This is a genomic window from Kitasatospora sp. MAA4, from assembly GCF_029893355.1.
GTDB lineage: Bacteria > Actinomycetota > Actinomycetes > Streptomycetales > Streptomycetaceae > Kitasatospora.
The window spans coordinates 149107-170839 of sequence record NZ_JARZAI010000003.1 but is presented as its reverse complement, the minus strand read 5'-3'; the positions used below and the strand labels follow the sequence as shown (position 1 = coordinate 170839).

Sequence of the window (21733 nt, the reverse complement as noted above, 5' to 3'; positions counted from 1 at the left end):
CTGCGCCGAGCACCGCCGTACGCCCCTCCCCGCTGGAGGGGGGTGCGGTCAGCGAGAGTCGCTGCCCGCAGTCTCAAGGGCGGCGCGGCCTGCCTCCAGGCGCGCCACCGGGATCCGGAAGGGGGAGCAGGACACGTAGTCCAGGCCCGCCTCGTGGAAGAAGTGCACCGACTCCGGGTCACCACCGTGCTCGCCGCAGACGCCGAGCTTGAGGTCGGGACGGGTGGCCCGACCCTCCTTCACGGCGTGCTTGACGAGGGCGCCGACGCCGTCGCGGTCGATGGTCTCGAACGGCGAGACCCCGAAGATGCCCTTCTCCAGGTACGCGGTGAAGAAGCTCGCCTCCACGTCGTCGCGGGAGAAGCCCCAGACCGTCTGGGTGAGGTCGTTCGTCCCGAAGGAGAAGAACTCGGCCGCCTCAGCGATCTGGCCGGCCGTCAGCGCGGCCCGCGGCAGCTCGATCATCGTGCCGAGCTTGATGTCCAGCGAGACGCCGGTGGAGATGGCGACCTCGGCCAGCACGCGCTCGCACTCGTCGCGGACGATCTCCAGCTCCTGGATGGTGCCGACCAGCGGGATCATCACCTCGGGGCGCGGGTCGCCACCGGCCAGCCGGCGCTCGGCCGCGGCCTCCGCGATCGCCCGCACCTGCATCCCGAACAGACCCGGGATCACCAGACCCAGGCGTACGCCGCGCAGACCCAGCATCGGGTTCTGCTCGTGCAGCTTGTGCACCGCCTGGAGCAGGCGCAGGTCGTTCTCGTTCGGGTCCTTGCGGGCCTCGGCGAGCGCGACGCGCACCGAGAGCTCGGTGATGTCGGGCAGGAACTCGTGCAGCGGCGGGTCGAGCAGGCGCACCGTCACCGGCAGCCCGTCCATCGACTGGAAGAGCTCGACGAAGTCGCCCTTCTGCAGCGGCAGCAGGGTGGAGAGCGCCTGCTCGCGGTCCTTGTCGTTGTCCGCCAGGATCAGGTGCTCGACCTCCTTGCGGCGCTCCTCGCCGAGGAACATGTGCTCGGTGCGGCACAGGCCGATGCCCTGGGCGCCGTAGCGGCGGGCGCGGTTCGCGTCGTCGGCGTTGTCGGCGTTGGCGCGCACGGCCAGCCGGCGGCGGCCGTCGGCGTGCGACATGATCCGGTGCACGGCCTGCACCAGGCCGCCCTGGACGTCGGCACCGGCGTGCAGGGTGCCCTCGAAGTACTCCACCACCGCGGAGGGGAGCACCGGGACCTCGCCCAGGTAGACCTTGCCGCTGGCGCCGTCGATGGAGACCACGTCGCCCTCCTCGATCACCTGCCCGTCGGAGGTGGTCATCCGGCGGCGCTTGGTGTCGACCTCGAGCTCGTCGGCGCCGCAGACACAGGTCTTGCCCATGCCGCGGGCGACCACGGCCGCGTGCGAGGTCTTGCCGCCGCGCGAGGTGAGGATGCCCTCGGCGGCGATCATGCCGTCCAGGTCGTCCGGGTTGGTCTCCCGGCGGACCAGGATGACCTTCTCGCCCGAGCGGGACCACTTGACGGCGGTGTAGGAGTCGAAGACCACCTTGCCGACCGCGGCGCCCGGCGAGGCGGCGATGCCCCAGCCGATCTGCTTGGACTCGGCGTCGGGGGCGAAGCGCGGGAACATCAGCATGGCGAGCTGGGCGCCGGTCACCCGGTGCAGTGCCTCGTCCAGGTCGATCAGGCCCTGGTCGACCAGCTGGACGGCGATCCGGAAGGCGGCGGCGGCGGTGCGCTTGCCGATCCGGGTCTGCAGCATCCAGAGCTTGCCGCGCTCGATGGTGAACTCGATGTCGCACAGGTCGCGGTAGTGCAGTTCGAGCTTGTGCATGATCGCGATCAGCTCGTCGTACGACTTCTTGTCGAGCTGCTCCAGGTCGGCCAGCTGGAGGGTGTTGCGGATACCCGCGACCACGTCCTCGCCCTGGGCGTTGGAGAGGTAGTCGCCGTAGACGCCGACCGCGCCGGTGGAGGGGTCGCGGGTGAAGGCGACGCCGGTGCCGGAGTCCTCGCCGAGGTTGCCGAAGACCATGCTGCAGATGTTGACCGCGGTGCCCAGGTCGTTCGGGATGCGCTCCTGGCGGCGGTAGAGGCGGGCCCGGTCGCCGTTCCAGGAGTGGAAGACGGCGTGGATCGCCAGGTCCATCTGCTCACGCGGGTCCTGCGGGAACTCCCGGCCGGTCTCGCGGAGCACGATCGCCTTGAAGGTCTCCACCAGGACCTGGAGGTCGGAAGCATCCAGGTCCAGGTCGTTGGAGGTGCCCTTGGCGGTCTTGACCTCGTCGAGCGCCTCCTCGAACAGCTCGCCGTCGACGCCCAGCACGGTCTTGCCGAACATCTGGACCAGGCGGCGGTAGGAGTCCCAGGCGAAGCGCTCGTTGCCGGACTGCGCGGCCAGGCCGAGCACCGAGACGTCCGAGAGGCCGATGTTGAGGACGGTGTCCATCATGCCGGGCATCGAGAACTTGGCGCCGGAGCGGACCGAGACCAGCAGCGGGTTGTCGGCCTGGCCGAGCTGCTTGCCCATCTCCTGCTCGAGGGCGACGAGGTGCTCGCTCACCTCGGTGTGCAGCGAGGCGGGCTCGCTGCCGGTCTCCAGGTAGACCTTGCAGGCCTCGGTGGTGAGGGTGAACCCCGGAGGGACGGGGAGCCCCAGGTTGGTCATCTCGGCGAGATTGGCACCTTTGCCTCCGAGAAGATCCTTGAGGTCCCTGTTTCCTTCGGTGAAGGAGTAAACAAACTTCTGCGTGGCCGGCATGGGTCGGTCTCCTCGCACGGGGTTGCCCTGACGCCGAGAACATACCCATTTCGAAGGCACTTTTGCGCCCCTGATAGGCCGTCCGGGGCCGATACCGATTGGTAACCCACCGGATCAAATGCTTGTGAAGGCGTTCACCTCTGTTGCCGAAATCGTCCGCCTGACGCTAGCTTGCGTTCAAGTCTTGAAAGCAAGAACTCAGGAAGATCGCTCCGAACCGACAGAGGGTAGCGACTGGTCCCCCGAGGCGTTGCCTCGGCTTGATTTCCTGCACCCAAGGGGCCGGATCCACCCCGACGCCCGTTCGGGAAGCGTTTTGGACACCATGGCACATTGAGTAGGCCTGATACACCGTCAACCGCACCCTGGTGTGGCAAGGGTCACGGACGCGGCTCGCTCATCGTACGTACGGGAACTCATCGCTCCGTCGCCCAACGCGCCGACTCCGACACCAAGCGTGATCAGCTTCTGCCAAAAGGGAGCCCCCTTGGCCAGATTGTCCAAGGGGGCTGGGCCGTCCTGTCGGAGCGGGCCGAGGAGGCTTTTTCGACAGTCCGGCTAGATCATCCGCCAGAGGTGTCCGATTCGGCGTCAATGCCCGGCACGGCGCAGTCGTACGGATCGTCCAACCACCCCTCGGGCAGGACCACCCGGCCGTTGCCGCTCGTCCGGCCGCGCGGACCGTCGGCGCTCGCCGGCCAGAGCTGCTCCTGGCCGACCTGGGAGAGCAGGTCGGCCAGCTCGGCCAGCGACCCGGAGTTGGCCAGCCGGACCCGCAGCTCGGAGCCGACCGAGAAGCCCTTGGTGTACCAGGCGACGTGCTTGCGGAAGTCCACGACGCCGCGGGTCTCGTCGCCCATCCACTGCCCCAGCAGCTCGGCGTGGCGCAGCATCGCGCGCGAGACGTCGGCGAAGCTCGGGCGCGCGTAGTCGGTCTCGCCCTCGAAGACCGCGACCAGGTCCTTGAAGATCCACGGACGGCCGAGGCAGCCGCGGCCGACCACCACGCCGTCGCAGCCGGTCTCCCGCATCATCCGCAGCGCGTCGCCGGCCGCCCAGATGTCGCCGTTGCCCAGCACCGGGACCTCGGCCGGCACCGACTCGCGCAGCCGGGCGATGGCCGACCAGTCCGCGGTGCCGCCGTAGTGCTGGGCCGCCGTCCGGCCGTGCAGCGCGATGGCCGAGACGCCCTCCTCGGCGCCGATCCGGCCGGCGTCCAGGTAGGTCAGGTGGTCGTCGCTGATGCCCTTGCGCATCTTCATGGTGACCGGGAGGCCGCCCGCGCCCGCGACCGCCTCACGCAGGATCTGCCGGAGCAGGTTGCGCTTGTACGGCAGCGCCGAGCCGCCGCCCTTGCGGGTCACCTTGGGGACCGGGCAGCCGAAGTTGAGGTCGATGTGGTCGGCGAGGTTCTCGTCCGCGATCATGCGGACGGCCTTGCCGACGGTGGCCGGGTCGACCCCGTAGAGCTGGATCGAGCGGGGCTTCTCGCTCGGGTCGAAGTGGATCAGCTGCATGGTCTTGGCGTTGCGCTCGACCAGGGCCCGGGTGGTGATCATCTCGGAGACGTACAGGCCCTTGCCGCCGCTCTGCTCCCGGCACAGGGTGCGGAAGGGGGCGTTGGTGATGCCCGCCATGGGGGCCAGCACGACCGGCGGCCACACCTGCATCGGGCCGATGGTGAGCGGCTTGAACTCACCGGCGGCCGGCGGCGCGGGCGACAGGACGGCCGCCTCTGCGGCGGGGGTCTGGGCTCGGTCGGGCGTGATGGTCATGCGCGGCAGATCCTCAGCAGAAGCGGGGCGGGCGGGACGGGACTCTCTATTCTCCCTCACCGCCGGTGGGCCCCCGGGTGGTGGTCGCGGTCAGCCGGAAGGGGAGGTGAGGCTCAGGTCTCCCGAGGTGGTGGTCGCCGTGATCGTGCGGGACGACTGCGGGTCCGACAGCGCCGGATCGATCTCCGGCGATCCCGAGGTGCTGCGGGTGGTCAGCCGGTAGGTGGAACCGCGCGGCAGGACCGCCGACACCGAACCGGAGCTCGCCGTCAGGGCGAGCTGGTCCGGCGCCCGGCTGAAGCCGAGCTCCACCCGTCCCGAGGTCGCCGACGCCTCTACCTGGGCGGCGGCCAGGTCCGTCCCCTTGACCAGGCCGCTGGTGACATCGGCCGATACCTGGCCGGACACCCCGTTCAGATCCAGCTCCCCCGAGGTGGCGTGCAGGCTGAGGTCGCCGCTGACCCCGCTGATCCGGCCGTAGCCGGAGGTCATCCGGACCGTCACCGCCGTCGTCGGCGGGACCTGGAGGTCCAGCCCGACGTCGCAGGCCGGCTCGCCGATCCCGAGGATCCGCGGGCAGCGCACCTTGATCCGCAGCGTCCGGCCCACCAGGGACTGCTCGACGGAGGGGCGGCTCAGCATCCAGTTCAGGTGCTGGCTGACCGTCAGCCCGTCGTCGGGTCCGGCGGTGACGTTGAGCGAGCCGTCGGGCAGGTCGAGCTCCACCGCGGTGACCGAGGCGGAGTAGTGGGTGGGCACCGTGGTGTTCTGCTCGACGAGCACGGCCCAGGCCTCACCGGCACCCGTCATCAGGAGGAGCACGGCGACCACCCCGCCGACGATCCGCCAGGCACGGCCCTCCGGCCCCCGCGATGGGCTCCGCACGGCTAGCCCTCGCCCAGGAAGCGCAGCACCGCCAGCACCCGCCGGTGCGTCGCGTCGGCCGCCGGCAGGTCCAGCTTGGTGAAGATGCTGTTGATGTGTTTGGCCACGGCGCTGTCGCTCACCACCAGCGACTTGGCTATCGCCGCGTTGGAGTGCCCCTCCGCCATCAGGCCCAGGACGTCGCGCTCGCGCGGCGTGAGCCGCTCCAGCGGATCGCGGTGGCGCCGGACCAGCAGCTGGGCGACGACCTCCGGGTCCAGCGCGGTGCCGCCGGACGCCACCCGCTGCAACGCGTCCACGAAGTCGTCCACATTGGCCACCCGCTCCTTGAGCAGGTACCCGACCCCGCTGGTGTTGGCGGAGAGCAGGTCGGCCGCGTACCGCTCCTCCACGTACTGGGAGAGCAGCAGCACCGCCACGTCCGGCCACTGCCGCCGGATCATCAGCGCGGCCCGGACCCCCTCGTCGGTGAAGCCGGGCGGCATCCGGACGTCCACCACGACGACCTGCGGGGCGTGCTCCTCGACGGCCAGCAGCAGCGCCTCGGCGTCGCCGACCGCGGCTGCCACCTCGTAGCCCACCGCCTCCAGGACCTTGACCAGGCCGACCCTCAGCAGGACCGAGTCCTCGGCGATCACAGCTCGCACGGCAACTCCACGGTGATGGTGGTGGGACCCCCGAGGGGGCTGGCTATGGAGAGGACCCCGTCGACCGAGGCCGCGCGCTTGCGCAACCCGGTCAGCCCGGTGCCCTTGGCAGGGTCGGCGCCGCCCACGCCGTCGTCGGTGATGACGATGCGCAGCAGCGGCCCGGTGCGGCGGACCACGAGGTCCACCCGGGAGGCCCGGGCGTGCTTGGCGACGTTCGCCAGCGCCTCGGAGACCACGAAGTACGCCACCGCCTCGACGGTCGGCGCGACCCGCTGCGGCAGGTGGACATCCAACCGGACGGGCAGCGGGGCGCGCGCGGCGATGCCCGAGAGCGCGGCGTCCAGCCCGCGGTCCTCCAGCACCACCGGGTGCAGCCCGCGGACCAGGTCGCGCAGCTCGACGATGGCGGCCTGCGCCTCCTCGTGCGCCTCGATGATCACCCGCATTGCGTCCGGCGGGACGTCCTTGAGCGTCTTGCGGGCCAGGCCGAGGTTCATCGCCAGCGAGACCAGTCGCTGCTGGGCGCCGTCGTGCAGGTCGCGCTCGATCCGGCGGCGCTCGGCGTCGGCCGCGTCCACCACCCCGGCGCGGCTCTCGGCGAGATCCTCCACCCGCCGCTCCAGCTCGCGGGCGCGGTTGGGGCCGAGCAGCACGGTGGCGGCCCGCCGGTCGGCCCGGTTGACCTGACCGATCAGCCAGGGTGCGAGGGTCAGCAGGAGCAGGCCGAGCAGGGTGGCCCAGGCGTCGACGGTCGTCCAGCCCGGGCCGCGGACCACGCTGCCGAGCGGCATCAGCCAGGCCCAGCCGAACACCGTGGCCAGTGCCGCCCCGGCGCCCCAGCCGAGCAGCACCATGACGCCGGCCGTCGCCAGCAGCGGACCGACCACGAAGTGGTAGGACGCCTGGCGCCAGGTCGACTCCGAGCGCAGCCGGACGAGCGGATTCCAGCGGGAGCCGCCCGCGACGGCCGGCCGCCGGGGGATGTCCAGGCCGCCGAGGGCCCGGAACCGGCTGCGCTGGGCCGCCGTCAGCGCACCGAAGGAGGACAGCACCAGCAGGAACATCGGCCCCACCAGCGCCGTGGTGCTGAGCATCACCAGCACCGGGAGCGCAATCGCCACCCCGGCGGCGGCGAGCACCGCCTCCCGCCGGGCGGCGGACGACCACGGCGCGCGCGCGAGGCTCCTGAACCACCCCGATCGCGCCGAGTGCCCGGTCGGGGCGGCGGAGCCGGCGACCCCGGTGTCCCTCCCCAGCCGGTCGCGCGGCGTGCTGCTGGTGATCATGGGGCACAGCTTAGGGCGCGGCGCCCGGCCGCAGCACTGGTGTTGGCAACCCGAGGGGGGTGTAGCCAGGTACACCCCCAAGACGGCAGCAGGAGCCAACGACATGACCCGCCGTCAGCGGAATCCTGGACACCATGAGAAACAGGGCAGCAGGAGCGGTGGACGGGTCGGGCCCGGTCGGTGCCCCGTGGTCGGTGCGGACCCCCGCCCGCCCGAGCAGGCGCCCCACGCTGGAGATCTACGAGCACGGCGAGTTGCTGGACGTCCTGGTCGCCTCCGCCCTCAGCGGCCGGCTGCTGCGCGGCGCCCGGCGGCAGGTCCGCGAGGGGCGGAGCACCGGGCTGGCCTGGGGGCGACTGGCCGGCGACGGCTCGGTCCCCGCGGTGGCGTTCACCGCCGGCCGGCTGCGACCGCGCTGGCGGGCCGCCGAAGTGGCCGTCGTGGGCCAGGAGTTCTGGTTCGCCTGGACGCCGGACCGACTGGCGGGCGTGCAGCTGCGGCATCCCGACGGCAGCACCGAGCGCCTGCGCCCCACCCGCGCGCACTGAACCCACCCGCATTTTCTGGACGGCCGACGGAGGAACCATGAGCACCAGGACCACGCGACTGCCCGCGCTGCTGCTGGGCGCGGCCGGCCTCGCCCTGCTGCCGTGGATCGTCGTGCTGGCCGTGACCGTCCGCGGCTCGTACGGCTGGGTCGCGCTGGACGTCGCGGAGGCCGGCTGCCTGCTCGGGGCCGCCCGACTGCTCCACCGCGGCCACGTCCTGCACCGACCGGTCGCCGCCCTGGCCGCCGCCCTGCTGACGGCCGACGCCTGCTGCGACGTCCGGACGGCGGGGCCGGGTGCGGCGCTGCTGGTGGCGGTGCTGATGGCACTGCTCGCGGAGCTTCCGCTGGCGGCGTTCTGCGCAACCCTCGCGCTGCGCCCGGCCCGCCGCGCGCCCGCCGGGCCGGCCGTGGCGCTGGCGCTGGCTGCCTGACCTGCCTGGCCTGCCTGGCCTGCCTGGCCTGCCTGGCTGCCTGCTCGGCCGCGATACCTAGCGGCCCCCGGTAACCCGTCCCGGCTGTCCCGCCGAGGCCGCCAGGCGCTCCAGGCGCTCGCGGCTCTCCGGGTCGGCCGGGGTGTAGGTCACCATCCGGGTGTAGTGGCGCAGGCCGAGCCAAAGGTTGGTGAAGTCCATCCGCAGCAGGCCGACCTCCGGGTGGACGAACCCCTTGCTGCCGCCCTCGCGCGACGCCACCTCGTGCCGCTGCCAGGCCGCCTCGAAGTCCGGCGAGGCCTGCCGCAGCCGCTTCAGCAGCGACTTCCAGGCGGGGTCGCCGACGTGGTCGGCCATCGCGGCCCGCAGCCGCGCCACCACGTTGGTGCGGGCCGACTCCAGATCCGCCCAGCAGGTCTGGAAGTCGGGGTTGGTGTAGATCAGCCAGATCAGGTTCCGCTCCTCGAAGGGCAGCGCGTCGAGGTCGCCGAGCAGGCGGCTGTACATCGTGTTGTAGGCGAGGATGTCGTACCGGCTGTTCATCACACAGGCGGGCAGCGGCGAGAGCTGGTCGAGGATCAGCTGCACCGCCGGGGTGACCATCGGGCACTCCGTACTGGGCGTCGGATCGCCGGCCCCGGCCAGGATGAAGAGGTGCGCGCGCTCGTTGGGGTCGAGCAGCAGCGCCCGGGCGACCGACTCCAGCACCTGCGACGAGACCTGAATGTCACGTCCCTGCTCAAGCCACGTGTACCAAGTGACCCCCACGGCGGCGAGCTGCGCGACCTCCTCGCGCCGCAGCCCGGGGGTCCGGCGCCGGCCGCTGCTCGGCAACCCGACCTGGTCGGGCAGGATCCGCTCCCGTCGGCTGCGCAGGAAGTCGGCCAGCTCCTGGCGTCGCACGTCGGGCGTGTGCGGCGCGTGCGGCGTGTGCGAGGTGGTGGGGGCCTGGGCCGGGGCTGCGGGGGTCGCGGTACGCATAACCCCAGCATGCGACAGTCCTGACCCGGGTGCCAGGTACTCCTTATAACAGGATAAACAAACTCTGGTACCAGGGTACGAACCCCTGAATCCTCGTACTCGTGACTCAGCAACTGGAACAGCAACTGGAACACCCCCAGGCTCGCCCGATCAGCTCCCCGCAGCGGAGCACGGCCGACCGGCACCACACCCTCTCGGTCGCCGGCCTGGTCACCGTCCTGCTCGGCGCCTTCCTGCCGATGCTGGACTTCTTCATCGTCAACGTCGCCCTGCCCACCATCGACCACGACCTGGCAGCCGGACCGGCCGTCCTGGAACTGGTCGCTGCCGGGTACGGCATCGCCTTCGCCGTCCTGCTGGTGCTCGGTGGCCGACTCGGCGACAGCCTCGGCCGCCGGCGGCTCTTCGTCGCCGGTGCGGCGGCCTTCGCGATCACCTCGCTGGCCTGCGGACTCGCCCCGACGGCCGCGACCCTGGTGGCCGCCCGGATCACCCAGGGCGCCGCGGCCGCCCTGCTGGTCCCCCAGGTGCTCGCCACCATCACCGCCGCCACCTCCGGCACCCAGCGCGCCCGCGCGCTGAGCATCTACGGCGCGGTCGGCGGCGTCTCGGTGGTGATCGGCCAGGTCCTGGGCGGGATGCTGATCACCGCCGACCTGTTCGGCACGGGCTGGCGCGCGATCTTCCTGCTCAACGTCCCGTTCGCGCTGCTCACCGCCGTCCTCGCGATCCGGTACGTGCCGGAGAGCCGCTCGCCGCAGCCCAGCCGGGTGGACCTGCCGGGAACCGTCCTGCTGAGCGTCGCACTGCTGAGCCTCTTCATCCCGCTGATGGAGGGACGGGCCGCCGGCTGGCCGCTGTGGAGCTGGCTGCTGCTGGCGCTCTTCCCGTTCGCCGCGGTCGGCTTCGTGGTGGTGGAGCGACGGGCCGAGCGGGCCGGACGACAGCCGCTGGTACCGCCGTCGCTGCTGCGGATCCCCGAGATGCGGCGCGGCCTGGGCATCGCGCTCCCCTACTTCGGCAGCTTCGGCGGCTTCATGTTCGTCCTGGCGATCACCCTCCAGCAGGGACTGCGACTCAGCCCGGTGATGTCCGGGGTGGCCCTGGTCCCGCTGGCCACCGGCTACTTCTCCTCCTCGCTGGCCGGGCCGCGGCTGATCGGCCGCTTCGGCAGCCGGGTGATCACCGCCGGTTCCGTCCTCCAGGCGCTGGGCACCGCCATCCTGATCGCGACCGTGCTGGCCGACTTCCGCGGCCTCTCCGTCCTCACCCTGCTGCCCGGGATGCTCGTCACCGGCCTCGGCAACGGCCTGGTCGGCACCCCGCTCTTCCGCGTGGTGCTCTCCACCCTGCCCGCGCAGAGCGCGGGCCTGGGCAGCGGCGTGCTGGCGACCGCTCAGCAGTCCAGCCTGGCCCTGGGCGTGGCGACACTCGGGACGCTCTTCCTCTCCCTGACCCCCAGCCTGGGCATGGGCCACGCACTCGCCCTGGTCCTGGCGATCCAGTCGCTCGGCTCCGTCGCGGTCTGCTGGCTCAGCACCCGGCTGCCGCGCACGATGGGGTAGGCGTACTTCGTTCGGCTGGATCTGCCGCACATGTGCGGCAGATGCCGCACGTTCTCTCCTAGCGTGAGTCGTATGACGTCAAGAGTCCCGATCCGTCAGCTTCAGCAGCACGCCAGCGAACTGGTCGACCGTGTCGCCGCCGGCGAGCGCATCGAGATCACCCGCAACGGCCGGCTGATCGCGGTGCTGTCCCCTCCGGATCCCGAACAGCGCGTTCTCGAGGACCTCGTCAAGGACGGCACGATCGATCCGGAGAACGCGGCCACCGCTCGGGGCCTCGCGGACTGGGTTCCGCCTGCCGCTCCCGCCGGGCTCGCCTCGCCGTCGGAAGCCCTGCAGACCATGCGGGACGAGGAGGAGCGTTGATCTACCTCGACTCCCGCGCGCTGTTGAAACTGATCGTGCCCGAGCAGGAGTCCGACGACCTGCGCACCTTTCTCTCGGCGCGCGGATCCGAAGGACATGCCACCAGTGCTCTGGCCCAGGTCGAGGTGCCACGGGCTCTGATCAGGGTCGAGGCCCCGCCCTATCTCCTCGACGCCGCCGAGGATGCCCTGGACCGGCTGCTTCGCATCCGGTTGTCGGATCCCATCCTGCGGGCCGCACGCCTGCTGCCCGGGCAGCACCTGCACAGCCTGGACGCGATCCACCTGGCCAGCGCCGAACACCTGGAACACGCGCTCACGGCGTTCGTCACCTACGACCGGCGGCTGGCTGCGGCCGCCGCCGAGCGCGGTCTTCCGGTCGAGGCGCCGGGACAGGTCCAGGCTTAGACCGACCGGCGGTTACCAGGTGGACCAGGGGGCGTTCCAGCCGCCGAGGCCGTTGTCCAGGGCGACCTGCTTGCCGACCGAGTGCTGGACTATCACCACGTCGCCGATCATCGAGTCGGCCCAGAACTTCCCCGCCACCGAGCTGTCGTCGCCGGTCGGGGTGTCCGGCAGGCCGATGCAGCCGTGGCTGATGTTCTCGTGGCCCGCGGCGGCGACGGCCTTGGGGTTGCCGTGCACGTAGGAGCCGGAGTCGGTGATCTTCAGGCCGTGCGGCTCGTCGGCGACGTAGGCCGGGCCCTTGATGGTGGTGGTGGCCGAGTCCATGTGGACCATCCGGTCCTTCTCGAAGACCACCATGGTGCCGTTCCAGGACGGGTTGTCGTCGGTACCCGCCGTCATCGCGATGGTGCGGGTGGTGCCGTTCTCGGCGACCGTCATCTCGTGGGTGGCGGCGTCGGCCGTGCTGATCTTGGAGCGGCCGATGGTGAAGCTCTCGTCCTTGTCGACGTTGCCGTAGACACCGGGAGAGAGCTCGGCGCTCTTGGTGCGGTAGTGGATCGTCACCTTCGTGCCGGGCTTCCAGTAGGTCTCCGGGCGCAGGTCCAGCCAGTTGTCGTCGTTGAACCAGTGCCCCTTGACCGGGGTGTTGTCGGAGGTCTCGACGGTGACGGCCTGGAGCGCCGCCGCCTTGTTGACGACCGCCTGGTGGAAGTCGACCCTGATGATCATGCCGACGCCGTAGGTCCCACCGCCATCGATGTTGTCGGCCAGTTTGGCCGTCTTCGTCGGCGTGAGCGTGGTGAAGCCGCTGGTACTGGCGGTCGGCACGCCCTGCGCGTCGACGGCCTGGGCGTCGACCTTGTACGCCGTCCCCACCGCGAGGCCGGCCGACGGCACCCAGGTCAGCCCGTCGGAGGCCACCGTGCCGGGCACCGGCTTGCCGTCCGGGCCGGCGACCGTCACCTGGGTCAGCTTGCCGCCGGCCACCGAGACCTTCAGCGCGCCGGTCGGGGCCACGTTCTGCGTACCGTCGCCCGGCTGCACGTCCAGCACCGCCGCCGAGGGGTGTGCGGCGGCGGACGGCGCCCCAGCCGCGCCCGTCCCGCCGGCGCCACCGCTGCTCGGGCCACCGCCGCTCGGGCCACCGCCGCTCGGGCCGCAACCGGTCGCCAGCAGCAGCGCGCTGCTCAGCACCAGCGCCGCCGCTAGCGGACGGCCCGCCCGTGCACCGATGGACCTTGTACGAATCGACTCCACTGTCCCGACTCCCCTGCTCGATCCAACTCCTCTCCGTCCGACGCGGTGAAGGGGTTCGAACGTGGCATGAAGGAGGTGACTGTCACGGAATCGGGACACTCAGCCGTCGTGGAGGGCCCTAGCCGCGCCCGCCACCGCGTCGAGGGCATCCTCTACCGCCCGGTCGACGACCTCCCGCCGAGCCGCCTGGTCCTCGCCTGGCGCCGCGCCGACCGCTCGCCGCTCATCCCCGCGTACACGGCCGCATTCTGCGCCTCACTGCCGCGACAAATCGTTCGCCGACTGTCGGAACCCGCTGCCACCATGGACCCATGACGACGCACCAGCACCTCACCCCCGCCGAAACCCGCACCCGCGAGGAGCTGGCCGCACTGGTCGCCACCGGGGTGCAGCCCAAGTACCTGCTGTTCTGGGGGCATCGCGCCGAGCGGGACGGGCGGATCGGCGCGGGGTCGCTGAGCCAGTGGTGGCCGGCTGCCTTCGTCGTCGACGGGGTCCGCTACGCGACGGCCGAGCACTGGATGATGGCGGGCAAGGCGCGGCTGTTCGGGGACGAGGAGATCGTGCCGCGGATCCTGGCGGCCCGCACGCCCGCCGAGGCGAAGAAGCTCGGCCGGCTGGTGCGCGGCTTCGAGGACGAGAAGTGGGATGCGGCGCGGTTCGACCTGGTGGTGGCCGGCAACGTCGCCAAGTTCGGGCAGGACGACGCGCTGCGCGGCTACCTGCTGGGCACCGGTCGGCGCGTCCTGGTCGAGGCCAGCCCGGTGGACCGGGTCTGGGGCATCGGGCTGGCGGCCGACAGCGAACTCGCCACCGATCCGGCGCACTGGCGCGGGCTCAACCTGCTGGGTTTCGCGCTGATGGAGGCGCGCAGGCAGCTGTCGGAGTGACGGCACGCGAAGACCCCCACCGCGACGAGCGCGGTGGGGGTCTTTGCGTGCCAGGGGTGTCAGCAGCCGATCAGGCGGGCGCCCAGGTAGGACTTCACCTGGTCGAGCGAGACCCGCTCCTGCGCCATGGTGTCGCGGTCGCGGATGGTGACCGCGTTGTCCTCAAGGGTGTCGAAGTCGACCGTCACGCAGAACGGCGTGCCGATCTCGTCCTGACGCCGGTAGCGCTTGCCGATCGCGCCGGCGTCGTCGAACTCGACGTTCCAGGCGGTCCGCAGGTCGGCGGCGAGCCCGCGGGCCTTCGGCGAGAGGTCGGCGTTGCGCGACAGCGGCAGCACCGCGACCTTGACCGGGGCGAGCCGCGGGTCGAGCCGCATGCCGACGCGCTTCTCCATGACGCCCTTGGCGTTGGGCGCCTCGTCCTCGAAGTAGGCGTCGAGCAGGAAGGCCAGCATCGCGCGGTTGAGGCCCGCTGCCGGCTCGATGACGTACGGGAAGTACCGCTCGCCGGACTCCTGGTCGAAGTACTTGAGGTCCTGGCCGGACGCCTCGCTGTGGGTGGCGAGGTCGTAGTCGGTGCGGTTCGCGACGCCCTCGAGCTCCGAGAACTCGCTGCCACCGAAGTTGAAGCGGTACTCGATGTCCACGGTGCGCTTGGCGTAGTGGGAGAGCTTCTCCTTCGGGTGCTCGAAGTAGCGCATGTTCTCGGTGCGCAGGCCCAGGCCCACGTACCAGTCCCAGCGCTGCTGGAGCCAGTACTCGTGCCACTCCTCGTCCTCGCCCGGCTTGACGAAGAACTCCATCTCCATCTGCTCGAACTCGCGGGTGCGGAAGATGAAGTTGCCGGGCGTGATCTCGTTGCGGAAGCTCTTGCCGGTCTGGGCGATGCCGAACGGCGGCTTCTTGCGCGAAGTGGTCTGCACGGCCTTGAAGTTGGTGAAGATGCCCTGGGCCGTCTCGGGGCGCAGGTAGGCCAGGCCGGAGGCGTCCTCGGTGACACCGAGGTGGGTCTTCAGCATGCCCGAGAACTCCTTGGGCGTGGTGAAGGCGCCCTTGGTGCCGCAGTGCGGGCAGTTGATGTCGGCCAGGCCGTTGGCCGGCAGCTTGCCGTGCTTGGCCTCGTAGGCCTCCTCCAGGTGGTCGGCGCGGTAGCGCTTGTGACAGGAGGTGCACTCGGTCAGCGGGTCGTTGAAGGTCGCGACGTGGCCGGAGGCCTCCCAGACCTCGCGGGCCAGGATCACCGACGAGTCGATCCCGACGACGTCCTCCCGAGCGGTGACCATCGAACGCCACCACTGGCGCTTGATGTTCTCCTTGAGCTCGACGCCGAGTGGTCCGTAGTCCCATGCGGCGCGCGTACCGCCATAGATCTCGCTGCAGGGGTAGACGAAGCCACGGCGCTTGCTCAGGCTGACGATCGTGTCGATCTTGTCGGCGGCCACAGTGCTCTCTTCAGTACGACGACGCGGTCAAGGACCAGGGCGGGGCGCAGACAGGGCCCGCGCCGAGATGTGGGCGGCGCGACCGTAACCGCGCGCCCGAATACCTCAGGTTACCGGCCCGGCGGGTGGCGGTTTCAAATCGATATGCCAAAGACGGTCGAAGCTCAGTCGAAGCTTGGGCGCCGCCCGGTCCAAACCCGGACAAGTTGACAATCATTTCCAAGTAAGATGAGAATGATTGTCATGATGCTCTACGGTCGCCGCCTCCCGACAGCCCTCGCCACCGCCACCGCGGGCGGCGCCCTGCTGCTCTCCGCCTGCGGCAGCGACAGCAGCGGCGCCGAGGCCGGCGACGACAGGCTGAACGTGGTGGCGTCCTTCTACCCCCTCCGGTACCTGGCCGAGCAGATCGGCGGGGAGCACGTCGAGGTGACCGACCTCACCGCGGCCGGCGTCGAGCCGCACGACCTGGAGCTGACAGCCCGGCAGGTGGGTGCGGTCCAGCAGGCCGACGCCGTCCTCTACCTCAAGGGCCTGCAACCCACCGTCGACAAGGCCGTCGCGCAGTCCCACTCCCGGCACGTGATCGACGCCACCGCCGCCGCACCGCTCGTCGACCACCACCTGGACAGCGAGGACCACGACGGCCACAGCCATGCCGACGCCGCCGGCGATCCGCACCTGTGGCTCGACCCGACCCGGTACGCCGCGGTCGCGGCCGGCGTCGGCTCCGAACTCGCCGCCGCCGACCCGGCGCACGCCGCCGACTACCGGCAGAACGCCGACGCCCTGGTCGAGAAGCTCGGCGACCTGGACCGGGAGTTCCACAGCGGCCTGAACACCTGCGCCGGCAAGGCCTTCGTCACCAGCCACGCCGCGTTCGGCTACCTCGCCGACCGCTACGGCCTGGAGCAGATCGCCATCAACGGCGTCGACCCGGAGTCCGAGCCCACCCCGGCCCGCCTCGGCGAGATCCAGCGGGCGGCGAAGGCGCACGGCGTCGGGACGGTCTTCTTCGAGACGTCGGCCGGCCCCAAGCTGGCCAGCACCGTCGCCCAGGACCTGAACCTGAGGACCGCCGTGCTGGACCCGATCGAAGGCGTCCGCGAGCCGGCCGCCGACGACTACTTCTCGATCATGCGGCAGAACCTGACCGCCCTGCGGACCGCGCTCAGCTGCTCGACCTGATGGAGGTCCCGGTGACACCCGCGCCCCACGACACCACGCCCGCCGTCCGGCTGCGCGGCGCCGTCGCCGCACTCGGCGGCCGTCCGGTCCTGCACGGGGTGGACCTCACGGTCGCCCCAGGCGAGGTGGTCGCGCTGCTCGGCGGCAACGGCTGCGGCAAGTCGACCACCGTCAGGACCGTGGTCGGCGCGGTGCCGCTGCTCGGCGGCGAACTGGAGCTCTTCGGCACCCCGCAGGCGGCCTTCCGCGCCTGGCACCGGATCGGCTACGTCCCGCAGCGCACCACCGCGGCGAGCGGCGTGCCGGCGACCGTGCGCGAGGTGGTCTCCACCGGACGGCTGCCGCTGCACCGGATGCTGCCCTTCCGCCGCCGGGACGCGGCGGCCGTCGACCGGGCACTGGACGCGGTCGGCCTGCTCGACCGGGCCGGCGACGGGGTCGGCGACCTCTCCGGCGGCCAGCAGCAGCGGGTACTGATCGCCCGGGCGCTGGTCGCCGCGCCGGACCTGCTGATCATGGACGAGCCGATGGCCGGGGTCGACCTGGCCCACCAGCGGCTGCTGGCCGACGTGCTGCGCCGCGAGGTCGCCCGCGGTTCGGCCGTCCTGCTGGTGCTGCACGAGCTCGGCCCGCTCGCGCCGCTGATCGACCGCACGGTCCTGCTCCGGGACGGCCGGGTCAGCCGCGTCACGCAGAACCGTTCCACCACCACCTCTGGAGTGCCGGTATGACCGAGATGCTCTCCTTCGACTTCATGCGGCGCGCCCTGCTCGCCGCCCTCCTGGTCGGCGTCACCGCGCCCGCCGTCGGCATCTACCTGGTGCAGCGCCGCCAGGCCCTGATGGGCGACGGCATCGGCCACGTCGCACTGACCGGCGTCGGCCTGGGCCTGCTCTTCCAGACCAGCCCGGTCTGGACGGCCGTGCTGGTATGCGTGCTGGCCGCGGTGGTCATGGAGCTGGTGCGGGCGCGCGGCAACCAGCGCGGGGACATCGCGCTGGCGATGCTCTTCTACGGCGGCATGGCCTGCGGCCGGCTGCTGATCAGCAAGGCCCCCGCCGCCACCGGGAGCAGCGGCAGCCTGGACGGCTACCTCTGGGGCTCGATCCTCGCGGTGGACTCGGCCGACCTGATCACCATCGGCGCGCTCGGTGGCCTGGTGGTCGCGATCACCCTCGGGCTGCGCCGCCAGCTCTTCGCCGTCTGCCAGGACGAGGAGTTCGCCAGGGTCAGCGGCGTCCCGGTGCGGCTGCTCAACCTGCTGCTGGCGGTGATGGCCGCGGTGACCGTGACGGTCGCCATGCGGGTCGTGGGGCTGCTCCTGGTCAGCGCGCTGATGGTGGTCCCGGTCGCGGCTGCGCAGCTGCTGACCCGCTCGTTCGCGGCCACCCAGGCGCTGGCGATCGGGATCGGCGTGGCGGTCTCGCTCGGCGGGGTGGCCACCTCGTACCGCACCGACGTGCCGCCGGGTTCGGCCATCGTGCTGCTGGCCATCGCGCTCTTCGCCCTGTTCAGCCTGCTGGCCGCGCCGCTGGCACGCCGACGGCACCGGACCGCCGCGCCACCGCCGGGCGGGCCGACCCGCGGGGAGCGGTGCGAGGAGCCGGTCACAGTCGCCGTCCGCGAGGACCCTGTCGGGAGTGCGAGGCTGGCACAATGAGCTGTGAATCGACCCGACCCCCAGGAGGAGCACCGGTGACCACCGCAGGCCCGTCGCCACGCGCCCGATCCACCCGGCAGCGCGCCGCCGTCTCCGCCGCGCTGGACGAGATCGAGGACTTCCGCAGCGCGCAGGAACTGCACGACATGCTCAAGCACCGGGGCGACTCGGTCGGCCTGACCACCGTCTACCGGACGCTGCAGTCGCTCGCCGACGCGGGCGAGGTGGACGTGCTGCGCACCGCGGACGGCGAGGCGGTCTACCGGCGCTGCAGCAGCGGGCACCACCACCACCTGGTCTGCCGGCACTGCGGCAGCACGGTGGAGGTGGAGGGTCCGGCGGTCGAGCGCTGGGCCAACGCGGTCGCGGCCGAGCACGGGTTCAGCGACATCGCGCACACCCTGGAGATCTTCGGCACCTGCGGCGACTGCGCCGCCAAGCAGCAGGCCGAGCGCGAGGCCCGGCAGCAGGCCGCGCAGCACGGCTAGCCGTGCTGCGGTATCAGGACCACTCCCGCCACTGCCAGGTGGCGGCCGGGAAGGCCGCCACCAGCGCGGCCAGCCGCTCGGCCAGCACGATCAGGTCCTCGTAGCTGCGCCGCCCGTCCGTCCAGCCGATCAGCCGCGCGCGGTCGATCCGCCAGCCGATCTCCGCCGCCGCGGTCAGCCGCTTGATCTCGTCGGTGATCAGCATCTCGCCGAACTCGTAGTCCGCACAGACCCGTTCGACCTGAGCCCCCGGGCCGCCGCCGGGCAGCGGGTGCTGCTCCCAGACGCCGGGCGGGATCGGCCACGCGCGGTCGGCGTGCCACTTGGCCGCCAGCCTGCCGTAGGTCACGGCGGTGGCCGGCAGGGCCCGCGGCAGGTCGAGCGCGGCGATCGAGAAGTCGTGCAGCGCGCCGCCCCGGCTCGGCGGCCTGGTCCGCACCACCACGTGCCCGAGCGTCACCGGGTAGCCGGCCACCGAGCCGCGCAGCACGTCGCGCAGCACGCCGTCGCCCGCCTCGATGCTGAACGGGTAGCCGCGCTTGTCGAACTCGGCGTAGTCGGCCGTCGAGTGCTTCTCGTACACCCAGTCCGGGTCCTCCCGGAACCTGCGGATGCTCTTGCGGACCTCGAACACTGCGGACCCTCCTTCCGGTGACCGGGCGCGGGGCCGGCCACCGGCCGACCCCGCCACCCACCCTAGCTACGGCTGGTAGGCCCCCTTCGGGTCGACCAGCACCGACCCGTTGTCGAAGTAGGTGTCCGGCCACGGCTCGCCGGTCAGGTCGTTCTCCGCCGCACCGGCCGTGCCGTACGCGGCGCCGTTGGTCGCGGCGTCGCCCGGGAGGTTGCTGTCGGGCGAGCCCTCCGCGCGGTGGCTGCCCGTGCCCGGTCCGTAGACCTTGTTCCCGGCGTGCACCGCTGCGCCGCCCGCCACACCGCCGACGCCCGAGGTCACCACGTCCTGCCAGAGGTTGGTGGCGTTCTTCTTGCCCTGCGCGATGTCGACGGTGTCCGCGGCGGTGGTGCCGGCGGCGCTGGTGACGCCGTTGGTGAACATCCCGCCGGCCAGGCCCTCGCCCTTGAGCAGGTCGCTGATGACGGTTGCGCCGCCCCAATTCCCGGCATGCGCACCCGATCCCGCGAACTTGGTGCCCAGCGCGTCGGCCACCTTGGGTGCGAACTTCTCGCCGAGGCCGGAGAGCGAGGTGCCGACGCCGGCCGAGACGGCCGCGTCCTGGAAGTCCGCTCCCCAGGTGACCTGCTGGCCCGCCATCGCCTGGCCCAGCACGTTGCCGCCGAAGTTGCCGGCCAGGTTGCCGGCGAACTTGACGCCGAAGGACAGCAGTTTGTTGTCCTCCATCGCGGTCTTGACGGTCTCCAGAACCTTCTCGATCGCCGCCAGGATCTTCGCCAGCCGTGCCACCGCCGCACTGGCCTCGCCCGCCTCCACGGCGGCCGCCGAGGCCGCCGCCGCGTCCGAGAAGCCGGCGGTGACGATGGAGAGGCCGATGCCGATCGCGGCGGTCGCGGCGATCTCCGCGACGATCTCCGTGATCTGGTTGTTGACCGACTCGATGGAGTCGGCGGCGTTGTCCAGCTGCTTGGCGACCTCCTCGAAGTGCGGCAGCGCGGCGTCGATCTGGCCCCGGGTGGTGTTCCAGTGGGTGTGGAAGCCGGTGGCGGCCTGGCCGGTCCAGGAGGTGCCGAGACCGGACACCTGGTGGTCCAGCTGGTCCCGGGATGCCTTCAGGTCGGTGGCCATGCCGCGCCACGCGGTGGCGCAGGCGCGCAGGACCCCGGGGTCCCCGCCGGGGCTGAAGATGTCGAAGCTGGAAGTGATCTTGGGTGGCGGCGGTGTGGCCGCCGCGCTCTGCGGGTCCGGCTCCTGGGCCATCGTCAGACCACCTTGAGCTGGGTCGCGTGGGCCTGGTCGGCCTTCTGGTAGGCGGTCACCGTCTGCGCCAGCGCGTCGGAGTACCCCTGGAGCTGGGTGCTCAGCTGCTGCAGGCTGGTCACCGTCGCCTGCGTCATCGCGACGTACTTCTGCAGCGCGGCGGTGGACTCCGCCAGGATGCCGAAGGCGTCGTTGACGTTCTCGGCGTTGGTGCCGAAGGTCTTGATCTTCGGGTCGAGACCCGTGGACGTGCTGTGGAAGTCCGCGCCGAGCGCGCTCACCTTGACCGGATCTATGAAGAAATGATCGTCCGCCATCTGCCAACTCCCCGTTCGTGAAGGCCTGTCGGAAATTCACGGCACTGTACAACAGGAAGTTCGCGGCGGCGCGGGCCGCCCGGCCCGCGCCGCCGAGAGCGAAGGGTCAACGCTGCGGCGGGACCTCGGCGGTGGCGGTCTCGTTCGGCAGCGCGCCGCCGAAGCGGCGGTCGCGCATCGCGAACTGCTCGCAGGCGCGCCACAGATCACGCCGGTCGAAGTCCGGCCAGAGCACGTCCTGGAACACGAACTCGGCGTAGGCCGACTGCCAGAGCAGGAAGTTGGACGTCCGCTGCTCACCGCTGGGGCGCAGGAAGAGGTCCACGTCGGGCATGTCCGGGTGGTACATGTAGCGGGCGAAGGTCTTCTCGTTGACCTTCTTCGGGTCGAGCACACCGGCCGCCACGTCGGCCGCCATCGCCGCCGCCGCGTCGGCGACCTCGGCCCGGCCACCGTAGTTGACGCACATGTAGAGCGTGACGGCGTCGTTGTCCTTGGTCTGCTCCTCGGCCACCTGGAGCTCCTGGACCACGCTCTTCCAGAGCTTGGGCATCCGGCCGGCCCAGCGGATCCGCACGCCCATCGCGCCCAGCTCGTCGCGGCGGCGGCGGATCACGTCCCGGTTGAAGTTCATCAGGAACTTCACCTCGTCGGGTGACCGCTTCCAGTTCTCGGTGGAGAAGGCGTAGAGCGAGATGTTCTTGACGCCCAGCTCGATCGCGCCCCGGAGCACGTCGAGCACGACGCTCTCGCCGACCTTGTGGCCCTCGGTGCGCGGCAGGCCGCGCTCCTTGGCCCAGCGGCCGTTGCCGTCCATGACGATGGCCACGTGGCCCGGAACCAGTTCCCCGGGGATCTTCGGCGGCCGGGCGCCGCTCGGGTGCGGGGTCGGGGGCAGGTATTCCCGCTGCTTGCTGCCGCCGAAGAGCCGTCGCGCTGCCATG

General features: G+C 71.5%; 23 protein-coding genes. 11 read left to right on the top strand and 12 right to left on the bottom strand.

Features of this window, described 5'->3' with window-relative positions:
- Positions 1-48 precede the first annotated feature (48 nt).
- The 5 genes from ppdK to P3T37_RS05355 form a co-directional block, all read right to left on the bottom strand.
- Positions 49-2757 (bottom strand): pyruvate, phosphate dikinase, encoded by a 2709-nt coding sequence (gene ppdK, locus P3T37_RS05375; protein ID WP_280722242.1) that lies wholly within the window; start codon positions 2755-2757, stop codon positions 49-51.
- A 563-nt stretch (positions 2758-3320) separates the two neighbouring features.
- Entirely contained in the window at positions 3321-4427 is a 1107-nt protein-coding gene (gene dusB, locus P3T37_RS05370; RefSeq protein WP_280722474.1) for a tRNA dihydrouridine synthase DusB, read from the bottom strand.
- A gap of 195 nt (positions 4428-4622) precedes the next feature.
- Complete coding sequence (locus tag P3T37_RS05365; protein ID WP_280722241.1) at positions 4623-5417, bottom strand: DUF4097 family beta strand repeat-containing protein; 795 nt, start codon at positions 5415-5417, stop codon at positions 4623-4625.
- A gap of 2 nt (positions 5418-5419) precedes the next feature.
- Positions 5420-6064 (bottom strand): response regulator transcription factor, encoded by a 645-nt coding sequence (locus P3T37_RS05360; RefSeq protein WP_280722240.1) that lies wholly within the window; start codon positions 6062-6064, stop codon positions 5420-5422.
- Entirely contained in the window at positions 6052-7353 is a 1302-nt protein-coding gene (locus P3T37_RS05355) for a histidine kinase (protein ID WP_348533211.1), read from the bottom strand. The genes P3T37_RS05360 and P3T37_RS05355 overlap by 13 nt, the downstream gene beginning before the upstream one ends.
- Positions 7354-7487: 134 nt before the next feature.
- Here P3T37_RS05355 and P3T37_RS05350 point away from each other — a divergent pair, with 134 nt between their 5' ends.
- Positions 7488-7901: a hypothetical protein gene (locus tag P3T37_RS05350; RefSeq protein WP_280722238.1), complete on the top strand. Its 414-nt coding sequence runs from the start codon at positions 7488-7490 to the stop codon at positions 7899-7901.
- A 37-nt stretch (positions 7902-7938) separates the two neighbouring features.
- Positions 7939-8334, top strand: a complete 396-nt coding sequence (locus P3T37_RS05345; RefSeq protein WP_280722237.1) for a hypothetical protein — start codon at positions 7939-7941, stop codon at positions 8332-8334.
- 57 nt (positions 8335-8391) lie between these two features.
- Here P3T37_RS05345 and P3T37_RS05340 read toward each other — a convergent pair whose 3' ends face one another.
- Positions 8392-9315: a helix-turn-helix transcriptional regulator gene (locus P3T37_RS05340; protein ID WP_280722236.1), complete on the bottom strand. Its 924-nt coding sequence runs from the start codon at positions 9313-9315 to the stop codon at positions 8392-8394.
- A 239-nt stretch (positions 9316-9554) separates the two neighbouring features.
- Here P3T37_RS05340 and P3T37_RS05335 point away from each other — a divergent pair, with 239 nt between their 5' ends.
- The 3 genes from P3T37_RS05335 (at position 9555) to P3T37_RS05325 (ending at position 11653) form a co-directional block, all read left to right on the top strand.
- Positions 9555-10880: an MFS transporter gene (locus tag P3T37_RS05335; protein ID WP_280722473.1), complete on the top strand. Its 1326-nt coding sequence runs from the start codon at positions 9555-9557 to the stop codon at positions 10878-10880.
- Between the two features lie 72 nt (positions 10881-10952).
- Positions 10953-11246: a type II toxin-antitoxin system prevent-host-death family antitoxin gene (locus tag P3T37_RS05330; RefSeq protein WP_280722235.1), complete on the top strand. Its 294-nt coding sequence runs from the start codon at positions 10953-10955 to the stop codon at positions 11244-11246.
- Complete coding sequence (locus tag P3T37_RS05325) at positions 11243-11653, top strand: type II toxin-antitoxin system VapC family toxin (RefSeq protein ID WP_280722234.1); 411 nt, start codon at positions 11243-11245, stop codon at positions 11651-11653. Before P3T37_RS05330 ends, P3T37_RS05325 begins: the two co-directional genes overlap by 4 nt.
- A gap of 12 nt (positions 11654-11665) precedes the next feature.
- Here the strand turns inward: P3T37_RS05325 and P3T37_RS05320 are convergent, their stop codons facing one another.
- On the bottom strand, positions 11666-12910 hold the full coding sequence (locus P3T37_RS05320; protein WP_280722233.1) for an Ig-like domain-containing protein: 1245 nt from the start codon (positions 12908-12910) through the stop codon (positions 11666-11668).
- 108 nt (positions 12911-13018) lie between these two features.
- Between P3T37_RS05320 and P3T37_RS05315 the strand changes: the two genes are divergently transcribed.
- Both P3T37_RS05315 and P3T37_RS05310 read left to right on the top strand, forming a co-directional pair.
- On the top strand, positions 13019-13225 hold the full coding sequence (locus P3T37_RS05315; RefSeq protein WP_280722232.1) for a hypothetical protein: 207 nt from the start codon (positions 13019-13021) through the stop codon (positions 13223-13225).
- The gene (locus P3T37_RS05310) at positions 13222-13800 is read left to right on the top strand and encodes an NADAR family protein (RefSeq protein WP_280722231.1); all 579 of its coding nucleotides are present in this window, start codon (positions 13222-13224) and stop codon (positions 13798-13800) included. The genes P3T37_RS05315 and P3T37_RS05310 overlap by 4 nt, the downstream gene beginning before the upstream one ends.
- A 59-nt stretch (positions 13801-13859) precedes the next feature.
- Here P3T37_RS05310 and P3T37_RS05305 read toward each other — a convergent pair whose 3' ends face one another.
- Positions 13860-15242: a glycine--tRNA ligase gene (locus P3T37_RS05305; RefSeq protein WP_280722230.1), complete on the bottom strand. Its 1383-nt coding sequence runs from the start codon at positions 15240-15242 to the stop codon at positions 13860-13862.
- A gap of 246 nt (positions 15243-15488) precedes the next feature.
- On the opposite strand from P3T37_RS05305, the gene P3T37_RS05300 reads away from it, so the two are divergent.
- The 4 genes from P3T37_RS05300 to P3T37_RS05285 are packed head-to-tail and all read left to right on the top strand — an operon-like array spanning position 15489 to position 18578.
- Positions 15489-16430, top strand: a complete 942-nt coding sequence (locus P3T37_RS05300) for a zinc ABC transporter substrate-binding protein (RefSeq protein WP_280722472.1) — start codon at positions 15489-15491, stop codon at positions 16428-16430.
- A gap of 11 nt (positions 16431-16441) precedes the next feature.
- Complete coding sequence (locus P3T37_RS05295; protein WP_280722229.1) at positions 16442-17161, top strand: metal ABC transporter ATP-binding protein; 720 nt, start codon at positions 16442-16444, stop codon at positions 17159-17161.
- Complete coding sequence (locus P3T37_RS05290) at positions 17158-18090, top strand: metal ABC transporter permease (protein ID WP_280722228.1); 933 nt, start codon at positions 17158-17160, stop codon at positions 18088-18090. Before P3T37_RS05295 ends, P3T37_RS05290 begins: the two co-directional genes overlap by 4 nt.
- Before the next feature lie 35 nt (positions 18091-18125).
- Complete coding sequence (locus P3T37_RS05285; protein WP_280722227.1) at positions 18126-18578, top strand: Fur family transcriptional regulator; 453 nt, start codon at positions 18126-18128, stop codon at positions 18576-18578.
- 13 nt (positions 18579-18591) lie between these two features.
- On the opposite strand, the gene P3T37_RS05280 is transcribed toward P3T37_RS05285, so the two are convergent.
- The 4 genes from P3T37_RS05280 to P3T37_RS05265 form a co-directional block, all read right to left on the bottom strand.
- Positions 18592-19212 carry a hypothetical protein gene (locus P3T37_RS05280; protein WP_280722226.1) on the bottom strand — a complete coding sequence of 207 codons (621 nt, stop codon included), beginning with the start codon at positions 19210-19212 and terminating at the stop codon, positions 18592-18594.
- 66 nt (positions 19213-19278) lie between these two features.
- Positions 19279-20472 (bottom strand): WXG100 family type VII secretion target, encoded by a 1194-nt coding sequence (locus P3T37_RS05275; protein WP_280722225.1) that lies wholly within the window; start codon positions 20470-20472, stop codon positions 19279-19281.
- A gap of 2 nt (positions 20473-20474) precedes the next feature.
- On the bottom strand, positions 20475-20789 hold the full coding sequence (locus P3T37_RS05270) for a type VII secretion target (RefSeq protein WP_280722224.1): 315 nt from the start codon (positions 20787-20789) through the stop codon (positions 20475-20477).
- 106 nt (positions 20790-20895) lie between these two features.
- Positions 20896-21732: an isoprenyl transferase gene (locus P3T37_RS05265; RefSeq protein ID WP_280722223.1), complete on the bottom strand. Its 837-nt coding sequence runs from the start codon at positions 21730-21732 to the stop codon at positions 20896-20898.
- Position 21733: the final 1 nt, after the last annotated feature.

What these genes read in the sequence shown, in the direction of transcription:
- P3T37_RS05350 (WP_280722238.1), top strand. Translation starts at nt 7,488, where the DNA reads ATGAGAAACAGGGCAGCAGGAGCGGTGGACGGGTCGGGCCCGGTCGGT.
- dusB (WP_280722474.1), bottom strand. Translation starts at nt 4,427, where the DNA reads ATGCAGGTGTGGCCGCCGGTCGTGCTGGCCCCCATGGCGGGCATCACC.
- P3T37_RS05290 (WP_280722228.1), top strand. Translation starts at nt 17,158, where the DNA reads ATGACCGAGATGCTCTCCTTCGACTTCATGCGGCGCGCCCTGCTCGCC.
- P3T37_RS05355 (WP_348533211.1), bottom strand. Translation starts at nt 7,353, where the DNA reads ATGATCACCAGCAGCACGCCGCGCGACCGGCTGGGGAGGGACACCGGG.
- P3T37_RS05265 (WP_280722223.1), bottom strand. Translation starts at nt 21,732, where the DNA reads ATGGCAGCGCGACGGCTCTTCGGCGGCAGCAAGCAGCGGGAATACCTG.
- P3T37_RS05345 (WP_280722237.1), top strand. Translation starts at nt 7,939, where the DNA reads ATGAGCACCAGGACCACGCGACTGCCCGCGCTGCTGCTGGGCGCGGCC.
- P3T37_RS05330 (WP_280722235.1), top strand. Translation starts at nt 10,953, where the DNA reads ATGACGTCAAGAGTCCCGATCCGTCAGCTTCAGCAGCACGCCAGCGAA.
- P3T37_RS05340 (WP_280722236.1), bottom strand. Translation starts at nt 9,315, where the DNA reads ATGCGTACCGCGACCCCCGCAGCCCCGGCCCAGGCCCCCACCACCTCG.
- P3T37_RS05335 (WP_280722473.1), top strand. Translation starts at nt 9,555, where the DNA reads ATGCTGGACTTCTTCATCGTCAACGTCGCCCTGCCCACCATCGACCAC.
- P3T37_RS05310 (WP_280722231.1), top strand. Translation starts at nt 13,222, where the DNA reads ATGACGACGCACCAGCACCTCACCCCCGCCGAAACCCGCACCCGCGAG.
- P3T37_RS05300 (WP_280722472.1), top strand. Translation starts at nt 15,489, where the DNA reads ATGCTCTACGGTCGCCGCCTCCCGACAGCCCTCGCCACCGCCACCGCG.
- P3T37_RS05275 (WP_280722225.1), bottom strand. Translation starts at nt 20,472, where the DNA reads ATGGCCCAGGAGCCGGACCCGCAGAGCGCGGCGGCCACACCGCCGCCA.
- ppdK (WP_280722242.1), bottom strand. Translation starts at nt 2,757, where the DNA reads ATGCCGGCCACGCAGAAGTTTGTTTACTCCTTCACCGAAGGAAACAGG.
- P3T37_RS05270 (WP_280722224.1), bottom strand. Translation starts at nt 20,789, where the DNA reads ATGGCGGACGATCATTTCTTCATAGATCCGGTCAAGGTGAGCGCGCTC.